The organism is Pseudomonas putida (assembly GCF_028682175.1).
Taxonomy (GTDB): domain Bacteria; phylum Pseudomonadota; class Gammaproteobacteria; order Pseudomonadales; family Pseudomonadaceae; genus Aquipseudomonas; species Aquipseudomonas putida_AD.
Map to the genome: position 1 here is coordinate 52,255 of NZ_JANHKS010000001.1, position 18,542 is coordinate 70,796.

Below are 18,542 nucleotides of genomic sequence, written 5' to 3' on the forward strand. Positions count from 1 at the left end.
GGCTTGCCGGCGTCGGCGATCTCAAAGACGCCTTCGTGGGCAAGCCCACTCCCACAGGTCATGCGTTGTGAAATGACTTGCAAACCACCCTACCCCCTGTGGGAGCGGGCTTGCCCGCGAAGGCGGCAGGATGGGGATAACGGGCGCAAGCACACTCCCCTAGGTCATGCGTTGTGAAATGACTTGCAAACGACCCTACCCCTTGTGGGAGCGGGCTTGCCCGCGAAGGCGGCAGGATGGGGATAACGGGCGCCGGGCGTCACCACGCCAGTTTGATGCGGCTCTCGAAGACTCGCTCCTGCCCTGTCACCGGATCGACAAAGCGCAGCCCTTGCGCCAGCAACTTCAACGGTCTGTCATAATCGTCCAGCACATCCTTGAGCACATCCGGGTAAAACGGGTCATTGCAGATAGCCGCCCCTAGCGCCGCCATGTGCACCCGCAACTGGTGCTTCTTGCCGGTCACCGGGTACAGGCCGTAACGCCACAATTCACCCTGACGCTCGCGCACCTCGATGCGGGTTTCGGTGTTGCTCTGCCCCGGGCCTTCCTGCATCCGGAAAAACGGCTCGCCATCGACCAGCCGGCTTTTGTGCACCCGTGGAAACTCCACCTCCGGCAGCGCCTTGGCAATGGCTTCGTAGGATTTGTCGATCTGCCGTGTCGGAAACAACGCCTGGTACGCCGAGCGGCTCTGCTTGTTCGCCGAAAACAGCACCAGCCCCGCCGTGTGCCGGTCGATGCGGTGCAGCGGCACCAGATTGGGGTTATCCAGCGTGCGAATCAGGCGCCGCAGCAACGTCTGCTCGACATACTCGCCAGCAGGCGTCACCGGCAGGAAATGCGGCTTGTCCGCCACCACCAGATGCTCATCCGCATACAGGATGGTTTCCTGCACCGGAATCGGCACTTCATTGGGCACTTCGCGGAAATAGTGAATGCGCAGCCCTTCGCGATAGGGCAAATCCAGGGCGATGGGCTGCCCTTCCCCGTCAAGCACCCGACCACGGGCGATGCGGTCGAGCCATTGCTCGCGGCCGATGGCGCGGAAGTGATCGCAAAGACAGTCGAGCACCGTCAGCCACGGGCCTGGCGGCAGATAGAGGGTGCTGGCCTGAGTGTCGGCGGGGGCGAAAACGGACTGCGACATGAATGACTCTGGATCGGGAAAGCCTGGATTATCCCCTACCCTCGGCGCTTGTGCGAGCCAGCCGGCGAGCGCGACCTTATGTCGCACGCCGAAACACGACCAGTTGTCTGACAACTAGATGACGCCGGTAGCCTCTCAATTTGATTTGTTCTAAAATGTTTCGAAATCGGCAAGCAGGCGCGAACCCGAACGCACATCCCTTCATGGATGCTCGACACCGAAAACGCCTGCCAGACCTGACCTCATAAAAAGAAAGCCCGTCCTCGACGGGCTTTTTTCGTTTTCAGCTTTTGCAAACGCCCGTCAGGCGCAACTGCCCTACAGATTTCATTTTAAAACTTTGAGGAAACACCATGCTCGGCCAACTGTTTCAATGGATCAAACGCCTTTCCACCGGTACTTCGGTGGAAAACGAAGAGAACTACTCGCAGTCCTTCTCGGATGACGAGCATGACATGGGCCGCTGGACCTTCATGTCGGTCGCCATCATCTTCACCTTGAGCCTGTACGTGGTGGCCGGTCTTGGCTATTTCGCCAAGGTGCACGTCTGGGACGGCATGACCGAAGCGCAGAAAGAAGCCGTTGCCAAGGCAATGGTCGTAGACACTCAGTACCTGTAATCCCGCAAGCGTGGGTGCCGCTGGCAACAAAGCTAGCGCAGAAACACCACCACCTGATCGGTGTCGAACGGCCAGTCCAGTTCGGCACCGGTGTCGGTGCGCCGCAGCACCGGAATCCGCAAGCCGTAGGCTTCATTCATTGCCTGACTCTCGGCTATATCCACCAACTCCACCAGCAAGCCATGCTCCACCAACGGCATCAGCTCGGCCTCGGCGACTTCGCACAAATGACAGCCCAGGGTTCCGAACAGTTGGCATTCCGGCGGCATGGAGTGATCCTCTGGTCACGAGCGGCAGCATAGAGCGCCAGTTTAGGCCCGCCCCGAAATGACGTCGAGCCTCAACCGGCGCCGCACCGCAGCCCAGGCGATCAGTCGTGGCTGACCGCCCCGATCTTGTGGATCGACAGATCCGCGCCGTAATACTCCTGCTCCTGATTCAGGCGCAGACCCAGGCAGCGCCTGATCAGCCCGTACACCGCAAAGCCCCCGGCCAGTGCAACGACCACACCCAGCGCGGTGCCGATCAACTGGCTCAGCAGGCTGACGCCGCCCATCCCGCCCAGGCTGACCTGGCCAAAGATGCCGCAGGCAATCCCGCCCCAGACGCCGCACACACCGTGCAGCGGCCAGACGCCCAGCACGTCGTCGATCTTCCAGCGCACTTGCGCGGCCGTGAAACACCAGACGAACACGGCACCTGCGATCATCCCCGTGAGCAGTGCGCCCACCGGGTGCATCAGATCGGAACCGGCACAGACTGCCACCAGCCCGGCAAGCGGACCGTTGTGCAGGAAGCCTGGGTCGTTGCGACCGACGATCAGCGCTGCGACCGTGCCGCCGACCATCGCCATCAGCGAATTGACCGCCACCAGCCCACTGACGCCGTCGAGCGTCTGCGCACTCATGACGTTGAAGCCGAACCAGCCGACGATGAGAATCCACGATCCCAGCGCCAGGAATGGAATGCTCGAAGGCGGATACGCCACCAGCTTGCCGTCGCGATAGCGGCCGTTGCGCGCACCGAGCAAGGTCACGGCCGCCAGCGCCAGCCAGCCACCCATGGCGTGCACCACCACGGAACCTGCGAAGTCATGGAAGCTTGCGCCGAAGGTCTTGAGCAACCAGGCCTGCAATCCGAAGTTGCCGTTCCACACCATGCCTTCGAAGAACGGATACACAAACGCGACGATCAGCACCGTGGCGCACAGCTGCGGCTCGAATTTCGCCCGCTCGGCGATGCCGCCGGAGATGATCGCCGGGATCGCGGCGGCAAAGGTCAGCAGGAAGAAGAATTTCACCAGGCCGTAGCCGTGATCCGTCGCCAGCACAGCGGCGGGCTGGAGAAAACTCACCCCATAGGAAATCCAGTAGCCAATAAAGAAGTAGGCCAGGGTCGATACGGCGAAGTCACTGAGGATTTTCGACAGCGCATTGACCTGATTCTTCTGGCGCACAGTGCCGACTTCCAGAAAGGCGAACCCGGCGTGCATGGCCAGAACCATGACCGCGCCGATCAGAATGAACAGGGTATTGGAGCTGTGGACCAGGGTGTCCACTGCGCTTTGCATGTTTTCCATCGAGAGGCAGGCCTGCAATTAACGAAAAGCACCAAAGCAGCACAACCCTTCTATCCCGCGCCAGGAAAAGCACCAAATAGGCGCACCCTGAGACCTCTGCGACCCGCTTTGGCGCACGCAGAAAGACAGAAATGTTGAACGCTGGGGCGTTTTTCCAGGTTTTATGATTCAGGTTCTAGGTTTTGCCGGCTTGACCGACATGCGCGCTCTGCATTGGAGCGCGCCGCCTCCCTGGCGCACCATCGCAAAGCAAAACCTGTACCAGCCAACCGGCACTCATCTGCGGGGAATTGGAATGAACCTTCAGTAATGAGCCATACTCGAAACCCAATATTGCCACCCCAACGGAGAACATCATGGCTCGCCCAACAGCAGAGAAAGCCCAGGACATATTGATGGCAGATTTCCAGACACTGGTTGCCGACACGGAAAAGCTGCTGGCGCACACGGCCTCCCTGGCCGGCGATCAGGCTGACGAGCTGCGCGACCAGATCAACGACAGCCTGCTGCGCGCCCGTGAAACCCTGGCCCTGGCCGAGCAGACCCTGCGCGAACGCGGCAAGGATGCACTGGCAGCGACCGAAGATTACGTGCAGACCAACCCATGGCAATCAGTGGGCATCGCCGCCGGCGTCGGCTTCCTGCTGGGCCTTCTGGCCACTCGGCGCTGATCGGCATGACGTCTGAAACGGGTCCATCCGGGACCGACCACACCTCCTCGCCACGCCGGTTAGGCGCTGCATTTCTGGGTCTGCTGCATAGCCATGTCGAGTTGTTCGGCATCGAGCTGCAGGAACAGAAAGCCCGCACCGTCAGCCTGTTGCTGTTCGCAGGGCTGGCGCTGGTGTTTGCCTTGCTGCTGCTGATCGGCTTGTCGGCGCTGCTGCTGATTCTGGTCTGGGACAGTTATCGCCTCACCGGCATCATCGGGCTCTGCGTGTTCTATTCCCTGGCGGCGCTGTTTTGCGCGATGCGCCTCAAGGCAGCAGTGTTCGATGAGTCTTCCCCTTTCCATTCCACTCTGGAAGAACTGGCCAACGACCGCGAGCGACTGATGCCATGAGCCTGCCCCAACTGCCCCAGACCCATAACCGCCGCGAGTTGCGCAAGGCGTTGATCCGCCTGCGCATGGAGATGCACCGTCAGGAGATTCGGCACGAGTCGGCGCAACTGATGCGGCCCCTGCATCGCATGCGCGGCATGGCCCACGACCTGCCCGGCTCGCTGGGCATCAAGCACGCGCCGCTGTGGGGAGTCGGCATCGTGTCCCTGCTCGGCTTTCTCACCGGCAAGGGTACGCGCAGCCAGCGCACAGGCAGCGTGACCCGGCTGATCAAGCTGAGCGCCAGCCTGATGCCGATCATCAAACTCATCCTGCAAGGCACCTCGCGCCGTCCTTGAGATGGCCTTTTGGCTGCATTCTTGCAACACACCCAGGCCTACGCCCTCGCTCGACGATGCATGTCGGGCCAGGGCGTAGCCGTTTGTGTCGACAATAATGCCAATGACCCATAAGGAGGCCATGTGATCGATGGGCAACCGCTAGCCTGTTTTCAGCCGTTCATCGATACCGCGACAGGCCGGATCGCAGGCGTGGAAGCGCTGGGGCGCCTGCGTCAGGACGACGGTCGCCTTGCCTCGGTGGGGCCGCTGTTCGCCGACTCCAGAAGGCCTGCCGCCGAGCTGCGCCGCCTGGACCGGCTGATCCGCGACAACGCCCTGCAACGCCTGCACGAGGCCCCCGCCGACTGGTTCCTGAGCCTGAACATTTCGCCGCGCTGGATCAGCCGCCTGCGTCCCGACCAGCCGCTGCCCAGCCTCAAGCAGCTGCAACGCCACGGGATCGCGGCGCAGCGGATCGTCTTCGAAATCACCGAGCTGGGCGGCGACAGCCAGCGGCTCTCCGACGTGGTGGCGCGTTATCGACAAGCCGGGGCGCGCATCGCCATCGACGATTTCGGTGCAGGCTACTCCCAACTGGACCGGGTGCTGGCCTTGCAGCCGGACATCCTCAAGCTCGACATGCGCCTGTTCCAGGCGGCGGCGCGAGGCGGGCCAAGCAGCGACGTGGTCAAGGCCCTGGCGCAAATGGCGGAAAAGACCGGTTGCTGGATCATCGCCGAGGGCGTGGAGACCGAGGCCGAACTGCATTTCGCTCTGGAGTGCGGCTCGCGCTACGTGCAGGGTTTTCTCTTTGCCCAGGCCGAGACCGACTTCTTCGCCGCCGAAGCCTTCGTCGAGCGCTTCGCGCAACTGCGTGACGGCTACGTGCAGCGCAAAGTGGTCGAGCGCGAGCGCCTGATGACCCTGCGCAAGCAACTGTGCCAGCTCATGCAACGGCTTCAGGGCTGGGCCGAGGGCAACGCGCCACTGGCCGAGCTGCCGAACGTGGCGGATTTCCCCTGGCTGCTGCGCTTCTATCAATGCGACCGCCACGGCACCCAGTTGACCCCCAACCTTGAGTGGCAGAACGGCGCCTGGCTGGCCGACACCCGCTACCTGGGCCACAACTGGTCCTGGCGGCCTTACTTCTACCACCTGCTCGCCGAGGGCTGGCACGAGCGCCGACTGACCCTGTCCAACACCTACCGCGACGCCACCAGCAACCAGTATTGCCTGACCGCCGGGCAGTTTTTCGACAACGGCCAGCGGCTGCTGCTGATCGATGTCGACGCGGCCGGTTTCTGATTCACGCCCCGTCACGATCTGCCCCTTGCAGCTTTGCGGGGGAGGCGTGAAGCTAGGCCGGTAATCACCCGATGGAGTACCGGCCTTGGATTGGCAAACACTGCTTACCCGCGAGCGCCTCGGCAAGACCCTGCACAGCCCCGAAGAACTGGGCCGCAGCCCGTTCCACAAGGATCATGACCGCATCATCTTCTCCGGCGCCTTCCGCCGTCTCGGCCGCAAGACCCAGGTCCACCCCGTCACCAGCAACGACCACATCCATACCCGCCTGACCCACTCGCTGGAAGTCAGTTGCGTGGGCCGCTCGCTGGGCATGCGCGTGGGCGAAACCCTGCGCAGCGCCCTGCCCGACTGGTGCGAGCCGAGCGACCTGGGCATGGTCGTGCAGTCGGCGTGCCTGGCCCACGACATCGGCAACCCGCCGTTCGGCCACTCGGGCGAAGACGCCATCCGCAACTGGTTCAAGCAGGCCGCAGGCCGCGGCTGGCTCGACGCAATGAGCGACGCCGAGCGCAGCGACTTTCTCAATTTCGAAGGCAACGCCCAAGGCTTTCGCGTCCTGACGCAACTGGAATATCACCAGTTCGAAGGTGGCACCCGGCTGACCTACGCGACCTTGGGCACTTACCTGAAATACCCCTGGACCGCCCGCCACGCCGACGCCCTGGGCTACAAGAAACACAAGTTCGGCTGCTACCAGAGCGAGCTGCCGATCCTTGAACAGATCGCCGGCAAGCTCGGCCTGCCGCAACTGGAAGACCAGCGCTGGGCGCGCCACCCGCTGGTGTACCTGATGGAAGCGGCGGATGACATCTGCTACGCGCTGATCGACCTTGAAGACGGCCTGGAAATGGAGCTGCTGACCTACCCCGAGGTCGAGTCGCTGCTGTTGGGCCTGGTGGGCGATGATCTGCCGGAAACCTACCGTCAACTGGGCCCTGGCGACTCGCGCCGGCGCAAACTGGCGATCCTGCGCGGCAAGGCCATCGAACACCTGACCAACGCCGCCGCCCGCGCCTTCGTCGAACAACAGGACGCGCTGCTGGCGGGCACCTTGCAGGGTGATCTGGTGGAGCACATGCACGGCCCCGCCAAGCGTTGCGTGCTCAACGCCAAGGACATGGCCCGCAAGAAAATCTTCCAGGACAAACGCAAGACCCTGCACGAGATCGGCGCCTACACCACGCTCGAGATCCTGCTCAACGCATTCTGTGGCGCGGCCCTGGAACAATTCGATGGTCACACGCCGTCGTTCAAGAGCCGACGCATCCTGGACTTGCTGGGCAACAACGCCCCGGATCCGAAGTGGCCGCTGCACACCTCGTTCCTCAGGGTCATCGACTTCATTGCCGGCATGACCGACAGCTACGCCAGCGAAATGGCCCGTGAAATGACTGGCCGCTCCAGCCCGGTCTGAGTTTTCCATCGAAAACAGCCCGAAGTCAGGCGTGACTTCGGGCTTTTCTTTTCACCATTTCAGGAAAAGAAAACCGAATTCTCGGAAACTTCCTACAAGGCGCTCGGAAACGCCCTATCGTCGCTTCGCAGCACCTGCCGAATAATCCGGCCGTCCCACAGGCCGGTCCCGATACTCACCAGCCCTGAACGCCTCACCGCGCCTGCTCCCGGACGAGCGCCCTGTCCAATCAGCCACCCATGCCTCTTTCCGGACGACCCGATGCCCAGACATACCCTACGAATCCTGCTGGTAGAGGATCATCCATTCCAGCTCATCGCCTTGCAGGTCCTGCTGAACAACCACGGGTTGTATCGCGTGACGCCTGCGTTGAACGCCACCGAAGCCCTCGCAGCGCTGGAGCGCAGCCCCGAGCCCTATGACCTTCTGCTCTGCGACCAGCGCCTGCCGGGCATGGACGGCGCGGACCTGATCGAGGCTGCCAGCACGCGCGGGCTGATTCGCCACGCGGTGTTGCTCAGCGGCCTTGAGCCCAGGCAGCTTGCCGAGATCGAAAGCGAAGCCCGCAGCAGAGGGCTTCCATTACTGGGTTGCCTGACAAAACCCATGAACACCCTTGAACTTTTGCAACTTATATCACCCGAGTCAAGTGACCTCTGACCCCACTTCGACATCCAATCACAGATTGATGCAAATGAAGATAGCGCGCACACCCGAAAAGGTGAAACGGCGCATGACTGTTTCAAAATCTGACACTGTTTAAATATGTAGCTAGATACTTATGTTCATGTAGGAACATTCCTAATCGAAATAAACACGCGCATTCTGATAACTGCTTTCGCCTGGCTGCAGGCTTTGCATTTTTTAAACATTTATGCACATCACGAGCATTTACGTACGGAAAGCCGCTAAATCATGTAGGAACTTTCCTATATATGGCCGCAGACCTGTTCTGTTCATGCGCGCCCTCGAACATCTGCGATAAGGTTCGCGCTTTCTTCGCTGCCTGTTATGGATTGAATCATGAACTCAGTTTTTATCATCGACGATCATCCCGTCGTTCGCCTGGCCATCAGAATGCTGCTGGAAAACGAAAACTACGAGATCGTCGGCGAGACCGACAATGGCGTCGACGCCATGCAGATGGTGCGTGAATGCATGCCGGACCTCATCATGGACATTTTCTAGACACAGAATCTCATTGACTGAATTATCCGTTCAGTTTCAAAAACATAGAAATTTCCTTGACACCTGGATTTGACACCAACCGAGATCAGACTAACCTGCTATGCACGTCATCCAAAGGCTACCCATAAAGGTTACCCACAATGCTCACGTGCCAGATCACAGAGAAAGCCCTGTTCTTCGAGTGGTCATCTGACGCGGCGGTCAAGGGCACGATAACCTGCACCTGCGCACACTTCGGCGGTTTCTCTAATAACCAACTGCATGTACTCGCAGAGGCAACAAAAAAGGTCTGTGCGCGCATTTCTGAAAATAGCTACAACACCGTATTCAAAGGGCTGCGAGTTATTATTGAAAGTCTGAGAAACTACAATTGGCCTGAACATGACGACGTAGGAAGCTGGCAGAATACAGTTGTAACTATGTTTCAGAAAACCATTCAGAACAAACGCGTGTCGCTAGATTCAAGAATATCGTACTGGAATGCAGGCGCGCAGATCTTAAAAGCACTGTCTCGGATGGGTGTAATACCAACTTCGGTTGTACTTCCACATGCCAAAGGCGGGGATCGTAGCGATGAGAAGAGCACTCCTCCTCTTGGACACAAAAGTAAAAAGACCCCCATCGCTACAGCAATGGAAGGTGTGTTACCTAAAAACTTCATGATTGAGCAAAACTTAGAACTCCCTGACGATCTTTATCTAAGCAAATTCAAACTAGAACTTGAGAGCAGCGTCGAACTGGTCAGCAAAGCTCTTCATGGCTATTGGGAAGAGATGATAGCAACGCATGAAATAGGTAGTGCGCTCATTGCTACGATCCCAATAGAAGAACGTAAAAATGTTATCCATTCCGATGGTATTGGAGATGATGGAGTTCACGTATGCTCTCATACAAACCCTGACGCTCTGGCGTGGTTTTTACTTTTGGTAAAAAACTACTTTGATACAGGGAAAATTAGCGCAATAAGTGCAGAGGAAGTGCATCGTTCTCCACTTGGACTAAGCCTCGGCAGAACCAATGCACTATTCAGGAAGGCAAAAAGCGCCTGTCCAAATAAGTACATAAATGCTACACCTTCTAACGAATATGTCAGTCGACTGCTGGGCATGCTGAGTATCGTGGACTGTAACGCCGCAATTGCAATATTGGTGATCAACAATCCTGTTTTTACCGCCGAATCAATCAGTGCCGCAGCTTTATATATGGACAACGGCGACTGTTATATTCAAGTAGACACAGAGAATGGCCTAGTCAGATTTTCGGTCTCCAAACCAAGGGCCATGAGCAGAAAAGTCGCGCACCTAAACAGAATCAGTCGGGAAATAATTTCAAAAATAGTGGAATGCACCAAAAACATTAGAATCCTACTAAAACAACAAAAGCGTCCTAGCTGGAAGCGGTTGTTTTTGTATGCTGCATCCAGAGGCCCGGCCACCCAACCAGGAAAAATCAGTAACAACAAAGAAGACAAAAACTCATTAAAAACTCGGATCGCGGTGGATTTAACTTCCTTTAAAGGCAAAATTGACTTATCCCCTAGAGTCTTACGAGCGACTCAAGGAATAATAACCTTTTTAAGAACTGGAAGCCTAGCAGTTGCGTCTATCGTGTTGGGGAACACTATTGCCGTTACCGAATCTAATTACATTCCCAAATGGTTAGTGAGAAGGTTCGGAAACCGGACGCTCAGAATCTTAGCGCAAAAAATGATTGTAGTATCTACGCACGGTCGTCCATGGGCGCTTGCGGCGAGCGACTTCACAACAATGGAACATCTCCATCTTTTTATTGTTCGCATTCTCAACGAAGCGACTGGAAATGACCCTTTTGCGATCGTGGCTCGCAGACGCTTATCGGGTGGCAACGAAACTATTGTCACACAAAATACCAAAAGCGGGAGTCTTCATTTACACATCAGCGACGAACTTTTAGCCGCACTGTACGCATTTGAAGCGAAAGTTTTGACCTTGCCAGAAGATGAACAACTCGCGATTAATCCTTCTACCAATCTCAGTCACCGCGCTATCTGCAATATTGCACAAGTATCTAGGCTGTCTGCAGAACTTGACATTGATGGTGCGAACGAAGCGGACATCCAAATCGCTAGCAATTTTTGCGGGGAATCATTAGAAGAGTTGAGAATGGCTCATAAGATGGCCCTCGATCAAGTTAAGAAATATGATTCATTATTCATCAATATTCGCACGTCGTCAGGTCACTCTGCAAGCCAGGAGAACTGAAATGCCGAGAAAGATACCAACACATTTAACAGAAGATGAGCATGTAGAAGCGCTCATTAACCGTGCTCGCAAGCTCATCAACGTGAATCCAGATGTCTTTGAAGCAGACTGGTTGGTTTCTGGAGGGATTGGTAGTCCCGAATGGGTGGTGATTGATAATTATGACGACGGCACCACTATCACAGTCAGGTTCGATGATTACCTACCAAACGGAAGTATGCTGACCGACCGAGAAAACAGCCTGTTACTGCACCCAATTCAAAAAGCCGCCTTCCATTTGAAAATGGGCAATCTCCAACATCCGTCTGGCTGGCATAAGCAATGGTTGAGAGTCATCGACACCTCTGTGAATTTAGCGCGTTGGGTAATTTTAAACGAAGAGGTTTTTCAGCCTCAAGAATATGGTTTTCAGCTAGTCAGCGACGATCATCTTAGAGGTTATTTTCAGGAATTTGCAAGTGGAGGAATAGCTAATACATTAAAGCTCGAAGACAGACTGCTAACCATTCTACACTACTACACGGAATCTGATCTTGAGCTATCAGATATTCTAAAGAACAAAAACTGTTTAGACGAAAAATTCCTCGAAGACGCTGTGCGCTGGTTGAACACCCAGGATGCTTACTTACTTGCAAAAAGACTGAAAATGCGAGTAGTTTCGCGCAAGTGGCTTGAGGCAGTTCTAGGTTGTTCGTCACAGCTATTCGACAGATATCCAGCCGTCGCCAATGTCTTAAATCAGCTTGATTTGAAACATTCTTACTCGGCACCAGATGAGGTAATCCTGGTACCGCGCGACGAGCGTCGAATCATGCCTGTGACTCCGCTAGTCAGAAGAACGATGTATACCCACAAAAAAGAACTCCGAATTTTTGCATCGGCACACAACCTGGTGAACGAAATCCCAAAGTTGTCTGAAGCAGCTTTCAATGACCAGCACCTAGACAAACTCGGACTGGACGGACACACGAAATTACTTCCTATGGAAGTAGGCCTAGGAGCCATCAACAACGCAGCAGAAATGATCATATGCTATGGTGAACAAATAGTAGATGCGGCTGCTGCTTTTGCGGAACGCTATACCGATTCACGCGCCGAGAATACCCAAGCTAAGTGCAATCACCAAATGAAACTCTTTTTTAATGAACGGAAGAGCGACTGGGCTCCTAATCCAGAATATGGCAATACTACACTTATGGAAAGATACAATGTGATTTCTTTCACTTCAGACTCCCGAACGTTAGACATCAATCAAGGTATCACTTTTAAAACTCTACATTTAGCTTTTTATGGTGCTTGCGCACTTTTGATCGGCATGTGCAAACCTGTTCGAGAGGGAGAGTTGCATCGGTTAAAACTCGACTGTCTGGGTTGGGAATTCGAAGGTGGCGGCGCTGAGCTAATTCATCGCCAAGGAAAAAGTGGTGTACTTGATCAGCGTTATATTATCAGACGCCCAATCCCGTCTTTGGTTGCGCGAGCGATTCAATTGCTTCAGGTGCTCTCAGCAAAACTCCGAAAAATTTATGACGACGAGAATGGCGTTATCAGCGATCACTTATTCTACATACCACATCGCGGGATTTCTTCACCTACTGGCAAGGTGTTAGGAGAGACCTTAAACTCTGCAATCGACACTTTTTGTCTTTTGCTAAACCTTCCACGCGACTTGGATGGTCAGCGCTGGAAGATCAGAGTTCACGAGATGCGTAAATTCTTCCTACTGGTCATGTATAAACATCATGACGGTGAGCTGCGTCGCACACTCGGATACGCTGCCGGGCATCTCGATGAAGAGCATATCGATGCTTATACTTCTTTTTCTCATGATGATCCCGAAAGCGTGAAGTACGAAAGTCAATGCATTAGCGACATGCTGATCTCTCTTGAGTGCGGAAACCGCCCCACTCAAGGCCACGATGGGCTCCATGCCCTTTATAACCATGTGCGTGAATATTTTAACGTTCAGACTATTCGAAGCTTGGGGCACGAAAGTTTTATCAAGTTTCTAAGCATGCTACAGCGCTCGGGCGCTTACCATAGTACCGTGTACACGGTCGAAATCTCGGGGCCCGACGGGGTACTCACAACACTGGATTTTGCTATTAAATTCGAGGAGCATCGTGATGATAAATACGACTGAGACCAATATCACCGCACGTATTGACTGGCTACGTAAAATTATAATGCGGGAGTATACGCCCACCGATGACGAGATTGAGCTCCTAGCTGATCTACGCACATTCATCACCTCGGAAATCAAAAATAAATTCGCGCGCAAAGCCTACAACACAGTGAAAACTTACTCGCTTAAAAATCGAATCATCGGAACTCCTCACCATCATCCAAACACATGGGAATATATCAAAGAACTTCGAGCTCAGGCCCATAACGAAACACTGGTGAATGAAAGACTAATAAATGGTGAGAAACACATAAAAAATCTAGAAAACCATGCCCTTCTTGAAGCTCATTTATGCGCCATGGCATATCTCGAAATAAACGATTTTTTAAGATCACTAATAAATGAGCCATCACTCTCTAATTTACTTCAAGCCAAAATTAAAAACTTCTTGTCGATCAGCCATACCAAATATTCTCATATCACATCTCACAACCCACGCGAGGGCTCTACACTGCAGGTCATTCAAGGAGGAAAACGGTAATGACGCAACTTTACAGATTACTACCATTTGTACAGTTGCCGACGGGTGCCTCACCATTGATGCGAACCAGGCAATACAATGTTAGCTATGCGTCCTATTCTAACTTCCCGCTTATGTACTGGCCCAACGCGATCCCGTGCCATCTAGTCAATTTATGGCTTATGGAGATTGCCCAAACAAGTACAGGCAATGAGTCCGCCAAAACTAGCGCCGTGCTAATCACACACCTTGTTAGATTCTGCTTCGCTCGCAACATATCCTTTTATGAGTTTAACGATTCATATTTCACAACTTTCACAAACCAGCTTAAAAATGAAGTAAAAATAAACAGATTTGAAATTGCACGCCCCGCCCGGTCAGGTTCTCAAACGTTATCCATTCAACATGCTAGCTTAAACTTTCTAATTTGGCTTCAAAAAAAACATCCCTCACCTGATCGGCCACCTATCATCGGATTGAGTACTGACCAACCTGGGATTGTTATTCAATATCGATTCACACCCCATAGTAGTCGACCTTTCATCTGGCACCCAGAACTGGTTAGCAAAACCACTGCGGTAAATGACAAATTCCCGATGCCTGAGAAGTATATTGCCAAGCTCAGGAACGCTGTTTTCGAGCGATATCAGAAACTTCTATCTCGGACAGTGCCAGCCGATCATACGTCTGGTCAAAGCCATCTCTTGACACTTAAGTATTTATACAGTCGAAGAATGTTTACTATCAATATGATGACAAATTTCGGGCTGCGACCTGAAGAGCTAGAGGAAATGCCAGTAGCAGAAAACAGCAACCTGACTTCAACACTTATTGTTGTATTGCCAACAAAAAAAACGCGAACGACGCAGAATGCACGCAGGCTAAAGATCAACATGGGCCTCGCGCTGGTGTTGCAAGCTTATTTCGACGATCGCGCGGAGTTTTTACAGAACAGGCTGGACGGACAACATTCACCAAATCTAGATGACGTATTACTCCTAGGCAAAAGTGGACTACCTTTAAACAAGGCATCTCTAACAAAAGAATTCGATAGGCTTTGCGATGACGCTGGACTTGAGGACAGAAAGGTTTGCTTGTCCATGTTTCGCCATCGCTTCATTAGTAGAGAAGTAAAAGCAGAGCTTCTGCTGCGATTCCGAAAAAACCCTGAGCTCATAAGCGAGCTCACACCCTCCCTTAAAGAAAGTGTTTCGCGAACCGTGATTTCGAAAACTGGGCATCGCAATCCCAGCTCTATCTGGCCCTATGTAGATCAACAGTACAAGCTCTTAGCAACACCTGACGCACACGAATCATTACAGTCAATAAAAGATGACTTAGACCAAACCAAGAACACACTTGAAGATCTCTTATTCCGCCAAAACTTCAAATCCCAAGTTGAAATTGCGGGCGAACTGAAGGCTTTGCGAGACTATATAAGATCCTTAGAGGAGCGACTTTACGCCGCAGAGATGTCCAAATAAAAAATTCTCTGCGCAGTAGGTCGAATGGCGACCGCGCCCTCGACCTTGAAAAATTGACTGTTCCAGCCCAACTCAACAGTCTAGGAGGGTTCTCATTTTCACAAAAGCGACTGGAGACCTGCCTACAAATCCTCCCTCACTGGGCGTCCTTTTTTAACGCTCCGGCGAACAGGCTCAAAAGATCAAGTGGGTAGACATCCTCGTCACACTCAGCGAGGTCGGCCTGCGACCACCACCTCACTTCGCCGATAGCGCCGCGCTCTTGCCCACTCCAAGAGTCAGAGGAACATTGTTCAATACCTGCCCGCGCCACGTAGTAGTTTTCGATCGCGAGCACATCCCCACCGTCAGGCATTTTCCACAGGAATTCCCGGTGCGCAATGCATGGCCCAACGGACTGAACATCCACCCCAGTCTCTTCCTTAAGCTCTCGCATTGCAGCCGCTTCGAACGACTCACCCACCCCGAGCTGCCCACCGGGTGTGGCCCAATAACTCATCCCCGCCAAGACACCGGCCCTGTACTCAATCTTGAACAACAGCAGTCGGTCACTGGGACTGATTAACAGGATGCGCGAGGCTGAGCGACGTCTCGGCATAACTTCCCCCCACATGATCGTCAAGCTATGACACCTAAGACCTCACTCCCCCGCATCCGCCGAACCTCTAAGACAAAGTTCGCGATATCAGGGACGGCGTAATCGACAACCAACTCGACCACCGCTTTTTCCGGCTTGCCCGAGCGCTTGGCAGGGTAGTCCCGGATTCTGCGAAAGATTTCGGTGCCGCGACGGTGCGGCATGGGCCAGGTATTCCCTGAGTTCATGTGGCACAGCGAGATGGCGTCGGCATACGCCGGAATGAAGGTCGACGAGTCGAGCGTCAGTACATCGTGTTCGAGATGGCGATAATCGCGAGCGCCAAGCAGCCCATGAAGGCGCTTCTCCTCAGCCCAGAAAAACACTTTGCCGTTGATTAACTCATACCACTGGCGTGGTGTTGTCCCATCCGTGAGAGCCCTGATCAAGCGGCCCTCAGGCATAGGCTTCTGGTCACGGAGCACGATGTGGGAAGGGTCTCCAGCCCTCACATCCATCTTCACCCCACGATGTTCGCTCTCGTATCGAGCACGGTCGCCACCCTCTACTGCGAGGTGATCCAGGACGGCGGTGGCACTCATCAATCCGCGCGTTCTGATGCTTTCCCAGGCGCCGCATTCCGCCATGTGGTAAAGCCTAGGGTAGAGCTCGATCAACCTGTCCAGATCCATCTGTTATCTCCTATCAGAACGTGCAGTCCAGTTCCGCCGGTCAATCAGCGACCGTAAATCGCTAGCACCCGAGTCTTTAGAAAATCGGGTGTTGATCAGCGACACAGGTGCTTGGGAAACACGCTCCAGCTCTTCGACGAATTTGATCGTCTCCGGATCAAGCTGCTCAAACCTGCGAGCCTTGCTATTGGAGGACTTCAGATAATCGGCAAATGTCAGAACGATATCCGTGGGGGCGTTGAGCGCACATGCCTTGCGAAATTGATCCCACTCAAACCATCCAACCCGTCGGCTGCGCTTGGTGGTGGAGGTTTTCTCGGCGGCGTTCAGTGCATCGGCTTCAAGACCGGCAATAGCCGCGATGGCATCAAAAGTGGTTTCGTGTTTGAGCGTGCCAGAGGTGTGGCCTTCCTTGCCATCGGGGTCTCCAACACGGATGGGCATGGGGCGAACAACCATCAGGATTTTGCGAATCCTGCTGGGAGATATCCCTGCCTCAGCCAGGCACCCCGCAACGTTTGTGTCTCTGGACGTCACGTGAGGATATTCACCATGGAAAATACTAAGCCCGCTGCCCTGTGTTCCTTCAAGCAAGATGGACTGTCCTTTGCGATAGGCTTCCTCCAAGCGGTCTGACGTGCAACCGTGGTAATTTCCAGGACTCCCGACGTACGGACGAAGCTCCTCAACATCACGCGCAAGCCGGATCTCTTTACCTCTGCTCAGAATTCGCCGGGCAGCGGCTGCTCCACTTCCGCTCCCTGTAGATGCAATGGTTGAGACCAGATGCCCTTCCCGCTCTACCCCTCTATCGTCCTCCTCGATAATCGTCGCCTGTGGGTCGATGAAGAGTCGATCCTCACCGATACCGCACTCCTGAATTTCCTTCAAAAGCCCAGGCAGATGAATCGTCATGCCAGGGCCAAGAAGCAATTGAGCGGTCACATCCCGCGCCCCTGAAGGCAGGTGGTGGTAGGTGTACGGGCCAGCAGAACTGGCGACCGTGTGTCCAGCGTTGGGCCCACCGACGCGGATCATCACGTCGTACTCGCGCGCAAGATAAGAGACGATATTGCCCTTCCCTTCGCTCCCATACTGCCCGCCGATCAGCACATCCACGCACCTGATTTCGGGCGGCGTGTACAAATGCAGCCGTGCGGCCACCCGAACGAGCGTGTCGTTGGAGTCTGAACGCTCGGTGTAGACGCGCACGTCGGCATCATCTTTGAGCGCCTGGATATCTGACTGCTCCTTTAACTGATTAACCTCGTCGTAGGGCAACGGGTTGACTTGTCCCTCGATGCATTTTAGGTAACGCGCCTGGAGCGTAGCATCGCTTGCATAGAGGTGCACATGCACAAGGTTCGCACCAAAGGCCTTTCGGAACTGCAGTACCTGCGCTGGGGTATTCAGGTTGTCCACCACTAACGGACACTCGCCTTTTTCCTGCTCGCACATTGCTCGGGTTTCCTGAAGCATCCAAGGGTCACCACCATCCGGTTCGTGACGACGCTCAGGCATGTCTGGTTGCGCGATGCGACGCCGCCAATCCGGATCATCAATGGCTCGACGATCGGAAACCACGGCGAAGCCAAATTCCTTCTCCAACAAGCTTGCCAATCCACTTTTGCCACTGCAGGTCTTGCCGCTAATCACCACAATCTGCCGAGTTTCCATGCGCTACTTCTCCCAGATATCCATGATCTGATGTGCAATTTCCAACGGGCTTAACAATTCAGTGTCCAGAACTTTGTCCGCAAAACCAGCAAGCGAACGGGCGCATTGCTCGTTCGGGTGCAGAACGCTCGCCTGATACTCCCTTAAATGATCTAGGCCACGGGCAGCGTATCGCTGCTCCAGAACAGACTCTGGCGCGGTGATATGTACATGCCTCACTGCATTGCCAAAACGGAGCCTGAATAGCTCGACCTGCCTAGGCTTACGGACAGCATCCAGCAACCAGTAATCGACGTCTGGTTGGGCCTCTAGGGCGGGGATTGCAACCGACTCGATGAGCCAAGAGAAGTCGGTTGCTTTGTCGAGGGAATCACCGAGCTCCTGAAGGTTATGGCGGTCAACAGGGCTATCCCGAGCAGTCAGTTGCGCCCGCAGAAAAGAGCCGCTGCTGATCGGAACAAACCCATAGAGCTCTTGGAGGGCGGCAGAAACAGACGTCTTGCCGCTGGCCATCGGGCCACTCAAAAGGAGGAGTCGTTTCACTTGGTGACAATCCCTGTCTTACGAAACCAATACATACATAAA

General features: G+C 54.6%; 18 protein-coding genes and 1 pseudogene. 12 read left to right on the forward strand and 7 right to left on the reverse strand.

The features are described from left to right. Positions 1–259: 259 nt before the first annotated feature. Positions 260–1,150 carry a pseudouridine synthase gene (locus NPS29_RS00195; RefSeq protein ID WP_274129982.1) on the reverse strand — a complete coding sequence of 297 codons (891 nt, stop codon included), beginning with the start codon at positions 1,148–1,150 and terminating at the stop codon, positions 260–262. A gap of 353 nt (positions 1,151–1,503) precedes the next feature. Here NPS29_RS00195 and NPS29_RS00200 point away from each other — a divergent pair, with 353 nt between their 5' ends. Further along, a complete protein-coding gene (locus NPS29_RS00200; RefSeq protein WP_274129983.1) occupies positions 1,504–1,770 on the forward strand; it encodes a hypothetical protein in 267 nt (88 codons plus the stop codon). Positions 1,771–1,802: 32 nt separating this feature from the next. Here NPS29_RS00200 and NPS29_RS00205 read toward each other — a convergent pair whose 3' ends face one another. Both NPS29_RS00205 and NPS29_RS00210 read right to left on the reverse strand, forming a co-directional pair. Continuing rightward, positions 1,803–2,039, reverse strand: coding sequence for a glutaredoxin family protein (locus tag NPS29_RS00205; RefSeq protein WP_274129984.1), 237 nt, complete (start codon positions 2,037–2,039; stop codon positions 1,803–1,805). A gap of 101 nt (positions 2,040–2,140) precedes the next feature. Further along, positions 2,141–3,349, reverse strand: coding sequence for an ammonium transporter (locus tag NPS29_RS00210; RefSeq protein WP_274129985.1), 1,209 nt, complete (start codon positions 3,347–3,349; stop codon positions 2,141–2,143). Positions 3,350–3,705: 356 nt separating this feature from the next. Between NPS29_RS00210 and NPS29_RS00215 the strand changes: the two genes are divergently transcribed. From NPS29_RS00215 to NPS29_RS00265, 11 genes and pseudogenes are all read left to right on the forward strand, one after another. Continuing rightward, on the forward strand, positions 3,706–4,020 hold the full coding sequence (locus NPS29_RS00215) for a DUF883 family protein (RefSeq protein ID WP_274129986.1): 315 nt from the start codon (positions 3,706–3,708) through the stop codon (positions 4,018–4,020). Positions 4,021–4,025: 5 nt separating this feature from the next. Continuing rightward, positions 4,026–4,412 (forward strand): phage holin family protein, encoded by a 387-nt coding sequence (locus NPS29_RS00220; RefSeq protein ID WP_274129987.1) that lies wholly within the window; start codon positions 4,026–4,028, stop codon positions 4,410–4,412. Next, positions 4,409–4,750 carry a hypothetical protein gene (locus NPS29_RS00225; RefSeq protein ID WP_274129988.1) on the forward strand — a complete coding sequence of 114 codons (342 nt, stop codon included), beginning with the start codon at positions 4,409–4,411 and terminating at the stop codon, positions 4,748–4,750. Before NPS29_RS00220 ends, NPS29_RS00225 begins: the two co-directional genes overlap by 4 nt. Positions 4,751–4,873: 123 nt before the next feature. Then, positions 4,874–6,037 (forward strand): EAL domain-containing protein, encoded by a 1,164-nt coding sequence (locus tag NPS29_RS00230; protein ID WP_274129989.1) that lies wholly within the window; start codon positions 4,874–4,876, stop codon positions 6,035–6,037. An 85-nt stretch (positions 6,038–6,122) separates the two neighbouring features. Beyond that, positions 6,123–7,454, forward strand: coding sequence for a deoxyguanosinetriphosphate triphosphohydrolase (locus tag NPS29_RS00235; protein WP_274129990.1), 1,332 nt, complete (start codon positions 6,123–6,125; stop codon positions 7,452–7,454). A 261-nt stretch (positions 7,455–7,715) separates the two neighbouring features. Beyond that, a complete protein-coding gene (locus NPS29_RS00240) occupies positions 7,716–8,114 on the forward strand; it encodes a response regulator (RefSeq protein ID WP_274129991.1) in 399 nt (132 codons plus the stop codon). Between the two features lie 363 nt (positions 8,115–8,477). Further along, a pseudogene (locus tag NPS29_RS00245) lies at positions 8,478–8,630 on the forward strand (response regulator); the annotation flags it as partial. Positions 8,631–8,782: 152 nt separating this feature from the next. Continuing rightward, on the forward strand, positions 8,783–10,882 hold the full coding sequence (locus NPS29_RS00250) for a hypothetical protein (protein WP_274129992.1): 2,100 nt from the start codon (positions 8,783–8,785) through the stop codon (positions 10,880–10,882). A 1-nt stretch (position 10,883) separates the two neighbouring features. Then, positions 10,884–13,025 (forward strand): hypothetical protein, encoded by a 2,142-nt coding sequence (locus tag NPS29_RS00255; protein ID WP_274129993.1) that lies wholly within the window; start codon positions 10,884–10,886, stop codon positions 13,023–13,025. After that, a complete protein-coding gene (locus NPS29_RS00260) occupies positions 13,009–13,548 on the forward strand; it encodes a hypothetical protein (protein ID WP_274129994.1) in 540 nt (179 codons plus the stop codon). The genes NPS29_RS00255 and NPS29_RS00260 overlap by 17 nt, the downstream gene beginning before the upstream one ends. Beyond that, positions 13,548–15,011, forward strand: a complete 1,464-nt coding sequence (locus NPS29_RS00265) for a hypothetical protein (RefSeq protein ID WP_274129995.1) — start codon at positions 13,548–13,550, stop codon at positions 15,009–15,011. The genes NPS29_RS00260 and NPS29_RS00265 overlap by 1 nt, the downstream gene beginning before the upstream one ends. Before the next feature lie 136 nt (positions 15,012–15,147). Here NPS29_RS00265 and NPS29_RS00270 read toward each other — a convergent pair whose 3' ends face one another. The 4 genes from NPS29_RS00270 to NPS29_RS00285 are packed head-to-tail and all read right to left on the reverse strand — an operon-like array spanning position 15,148 to position 18,500. Beyond that, positions 15,148–15,624 carry an NUDIX hydrolase gene (locus NPS29_RS00270; protein WP_337993876.1) on the reverse strand — a complete coding sequence of 159 codons (477 nt, stop codon included), beginning with the start codon at positions 15,622–15,624 and terminating at the stop codon, positions 15,148–15,150. Between the two features lie 5 nt (positions 15,625–15,629). Continuing rightward, complete coding sequence (locus tag NPS29_RS00275; protein ID WP_274129996.1) at positions 15,630–16,280, reverse strand: DUF7002 family protein; 651 nt, start codon at positions 16,278–16,280, stop codon at positions 15,630–15,632. 3 nt (positions 16,281–16,283) lie between these two features. Next, positions 16,284–17,957 carry an adenylosuccinate synthetase gene (locus tag NPS29_RS00280; RefSeq protein WP_274129997.1) on the reverse strand — a complete coding sequence of 558 codons (1,674 nt, stop codon included), beginning with the start codon at positions 17,955–17,957 and terminating at the stop codon, positions 16,284–16,286. A gap of 3 nt (positions 17,958–17,960) precedes the next feature. Beyond that, a complete protein-coding gene (locus NPS29_RS00285) occupies positions 17,961–18,500 on the reverse strand; it encodes an AAA family ATPase (RefSeq protein ID WP_274129998.1) in 540 nt (179 codons plus the stop codon). Positions 18,501–18,542 lie beyond the last annotated feature (42 nt).

What these genes read in the sequence shown, in the direction of transcription:
- NPS29_RS00195 (WP_274129982.1), bottom strand. Translation starts at nt 1,150, where the DNA reads ATGTCGCAGTCCGTTTTCGCCCCCGCCGACACTCAGGCCAGCACCCTC.
- NPS29_RS00200 (WP_274129983.1), top strand. Translation starts at nt 1,504, where the DNA reads ATGCTCGGCCAACTGTTTCAATGGATCAAACGCCTTTCCACCGGTACT.
- NPS29_RS00205 (WP_274129984.1), bottom strand. Translation starts at nt 2,039, where the DNA reads ATGCCGCCGGAATGCCAACTGTTCGGAACCCTGGGCTGTCATTTGTGC.
- NPS29_RS00210 (WP_274129985.1), bottom strand. Translation starts at nt 3,349, where the DNA reads ATGGAAAACATGCAAAGCGCAGTGGACACCCTGGTCCACAGCTCCAAT.
- NPS29_RS00215 (WP_274129986.1), top strand. Translation starts at nt 3,706, where the DNA reads ATGGCTCGCCCAACAGCAGAGAAAGCCCAGGACATATTGATGGCAGAT.
- NPS29_RS00220 (WP_274129987.1), top strand. Translation starts at nt 4,026, where the DNA reads ATGACGTCTGAAACGGGTCCATCCGGGACCGACCACACCTCCTCGCCA.
- NPS29_RS00225 (WP_274129988.1), top strand. Translation starts at nt 4,409, where the DNA reads ATGAGCCTGCCCCAACTGCCCCAGACCCATAACCGCCGCGAGTTGCGC.
- NPS29_RS00240 (WP_274129991.1), top strand. Translation starts at nt 7,716, where the DNA reads ATGCCCAGACATACCCTACGAATCCTGCTGGTAGAGGATCATCCATTC.
- NPS29_RS00250 (WP_274129992.1), top strand. Translation starts at nt 8,783, where the DNA reads ATGCTCACGTGCCAGATCACAGAGAAAGCCCTGTTCTTCGAGTGGTCA.
- NPS29_RS00255 (WP_274129993.1), top strand. Translation starts at nt 10,884, where the DNA reads ATGCCGAGAAAGATACCAACACATTTAACAGAAGATGAGCATGTAGAA.
- NPS29_RS00260 (WP_274129994.1), top strand. Translation starts at nt 13,009, where the DNA reads ATGATAAATACGACTGAGACCAATATCACCGCACGTATTGACTGGCTA.
- NPS29_RS00265 (WP_274129995.1), top strand. Translation starts at nt 13,548, where the DNA reads ATGACGCAACTTTACAGATTACTACCATTTGTACAGTTGCCGACGGGT.
- NPS29_RS00270 (WP_337993876.1), bottom strand. Translation starts at nt 15,624, where the DNA reads ATGTGGGGGGAAGTTATGCCGAGACGTCGCTCAGCCTCGCGCATCCTG.
- NPS29_RS00275 (WP_274129996.1), bottom strand. Translation starts at nt 16,280, where the DNA reads ATGGATCTGGACAGGTTGATCGAGCTCTACCCTAGGCTTTACCACATG.
- NPS29_RS00280 (WP_274129997.1), bottom strand. Translation starts at nt 17,957, where the DNA reads ATGGAAACTCGGCAGATTGTGGTGATTAGCGGCAAGACCTGCAGTGGC.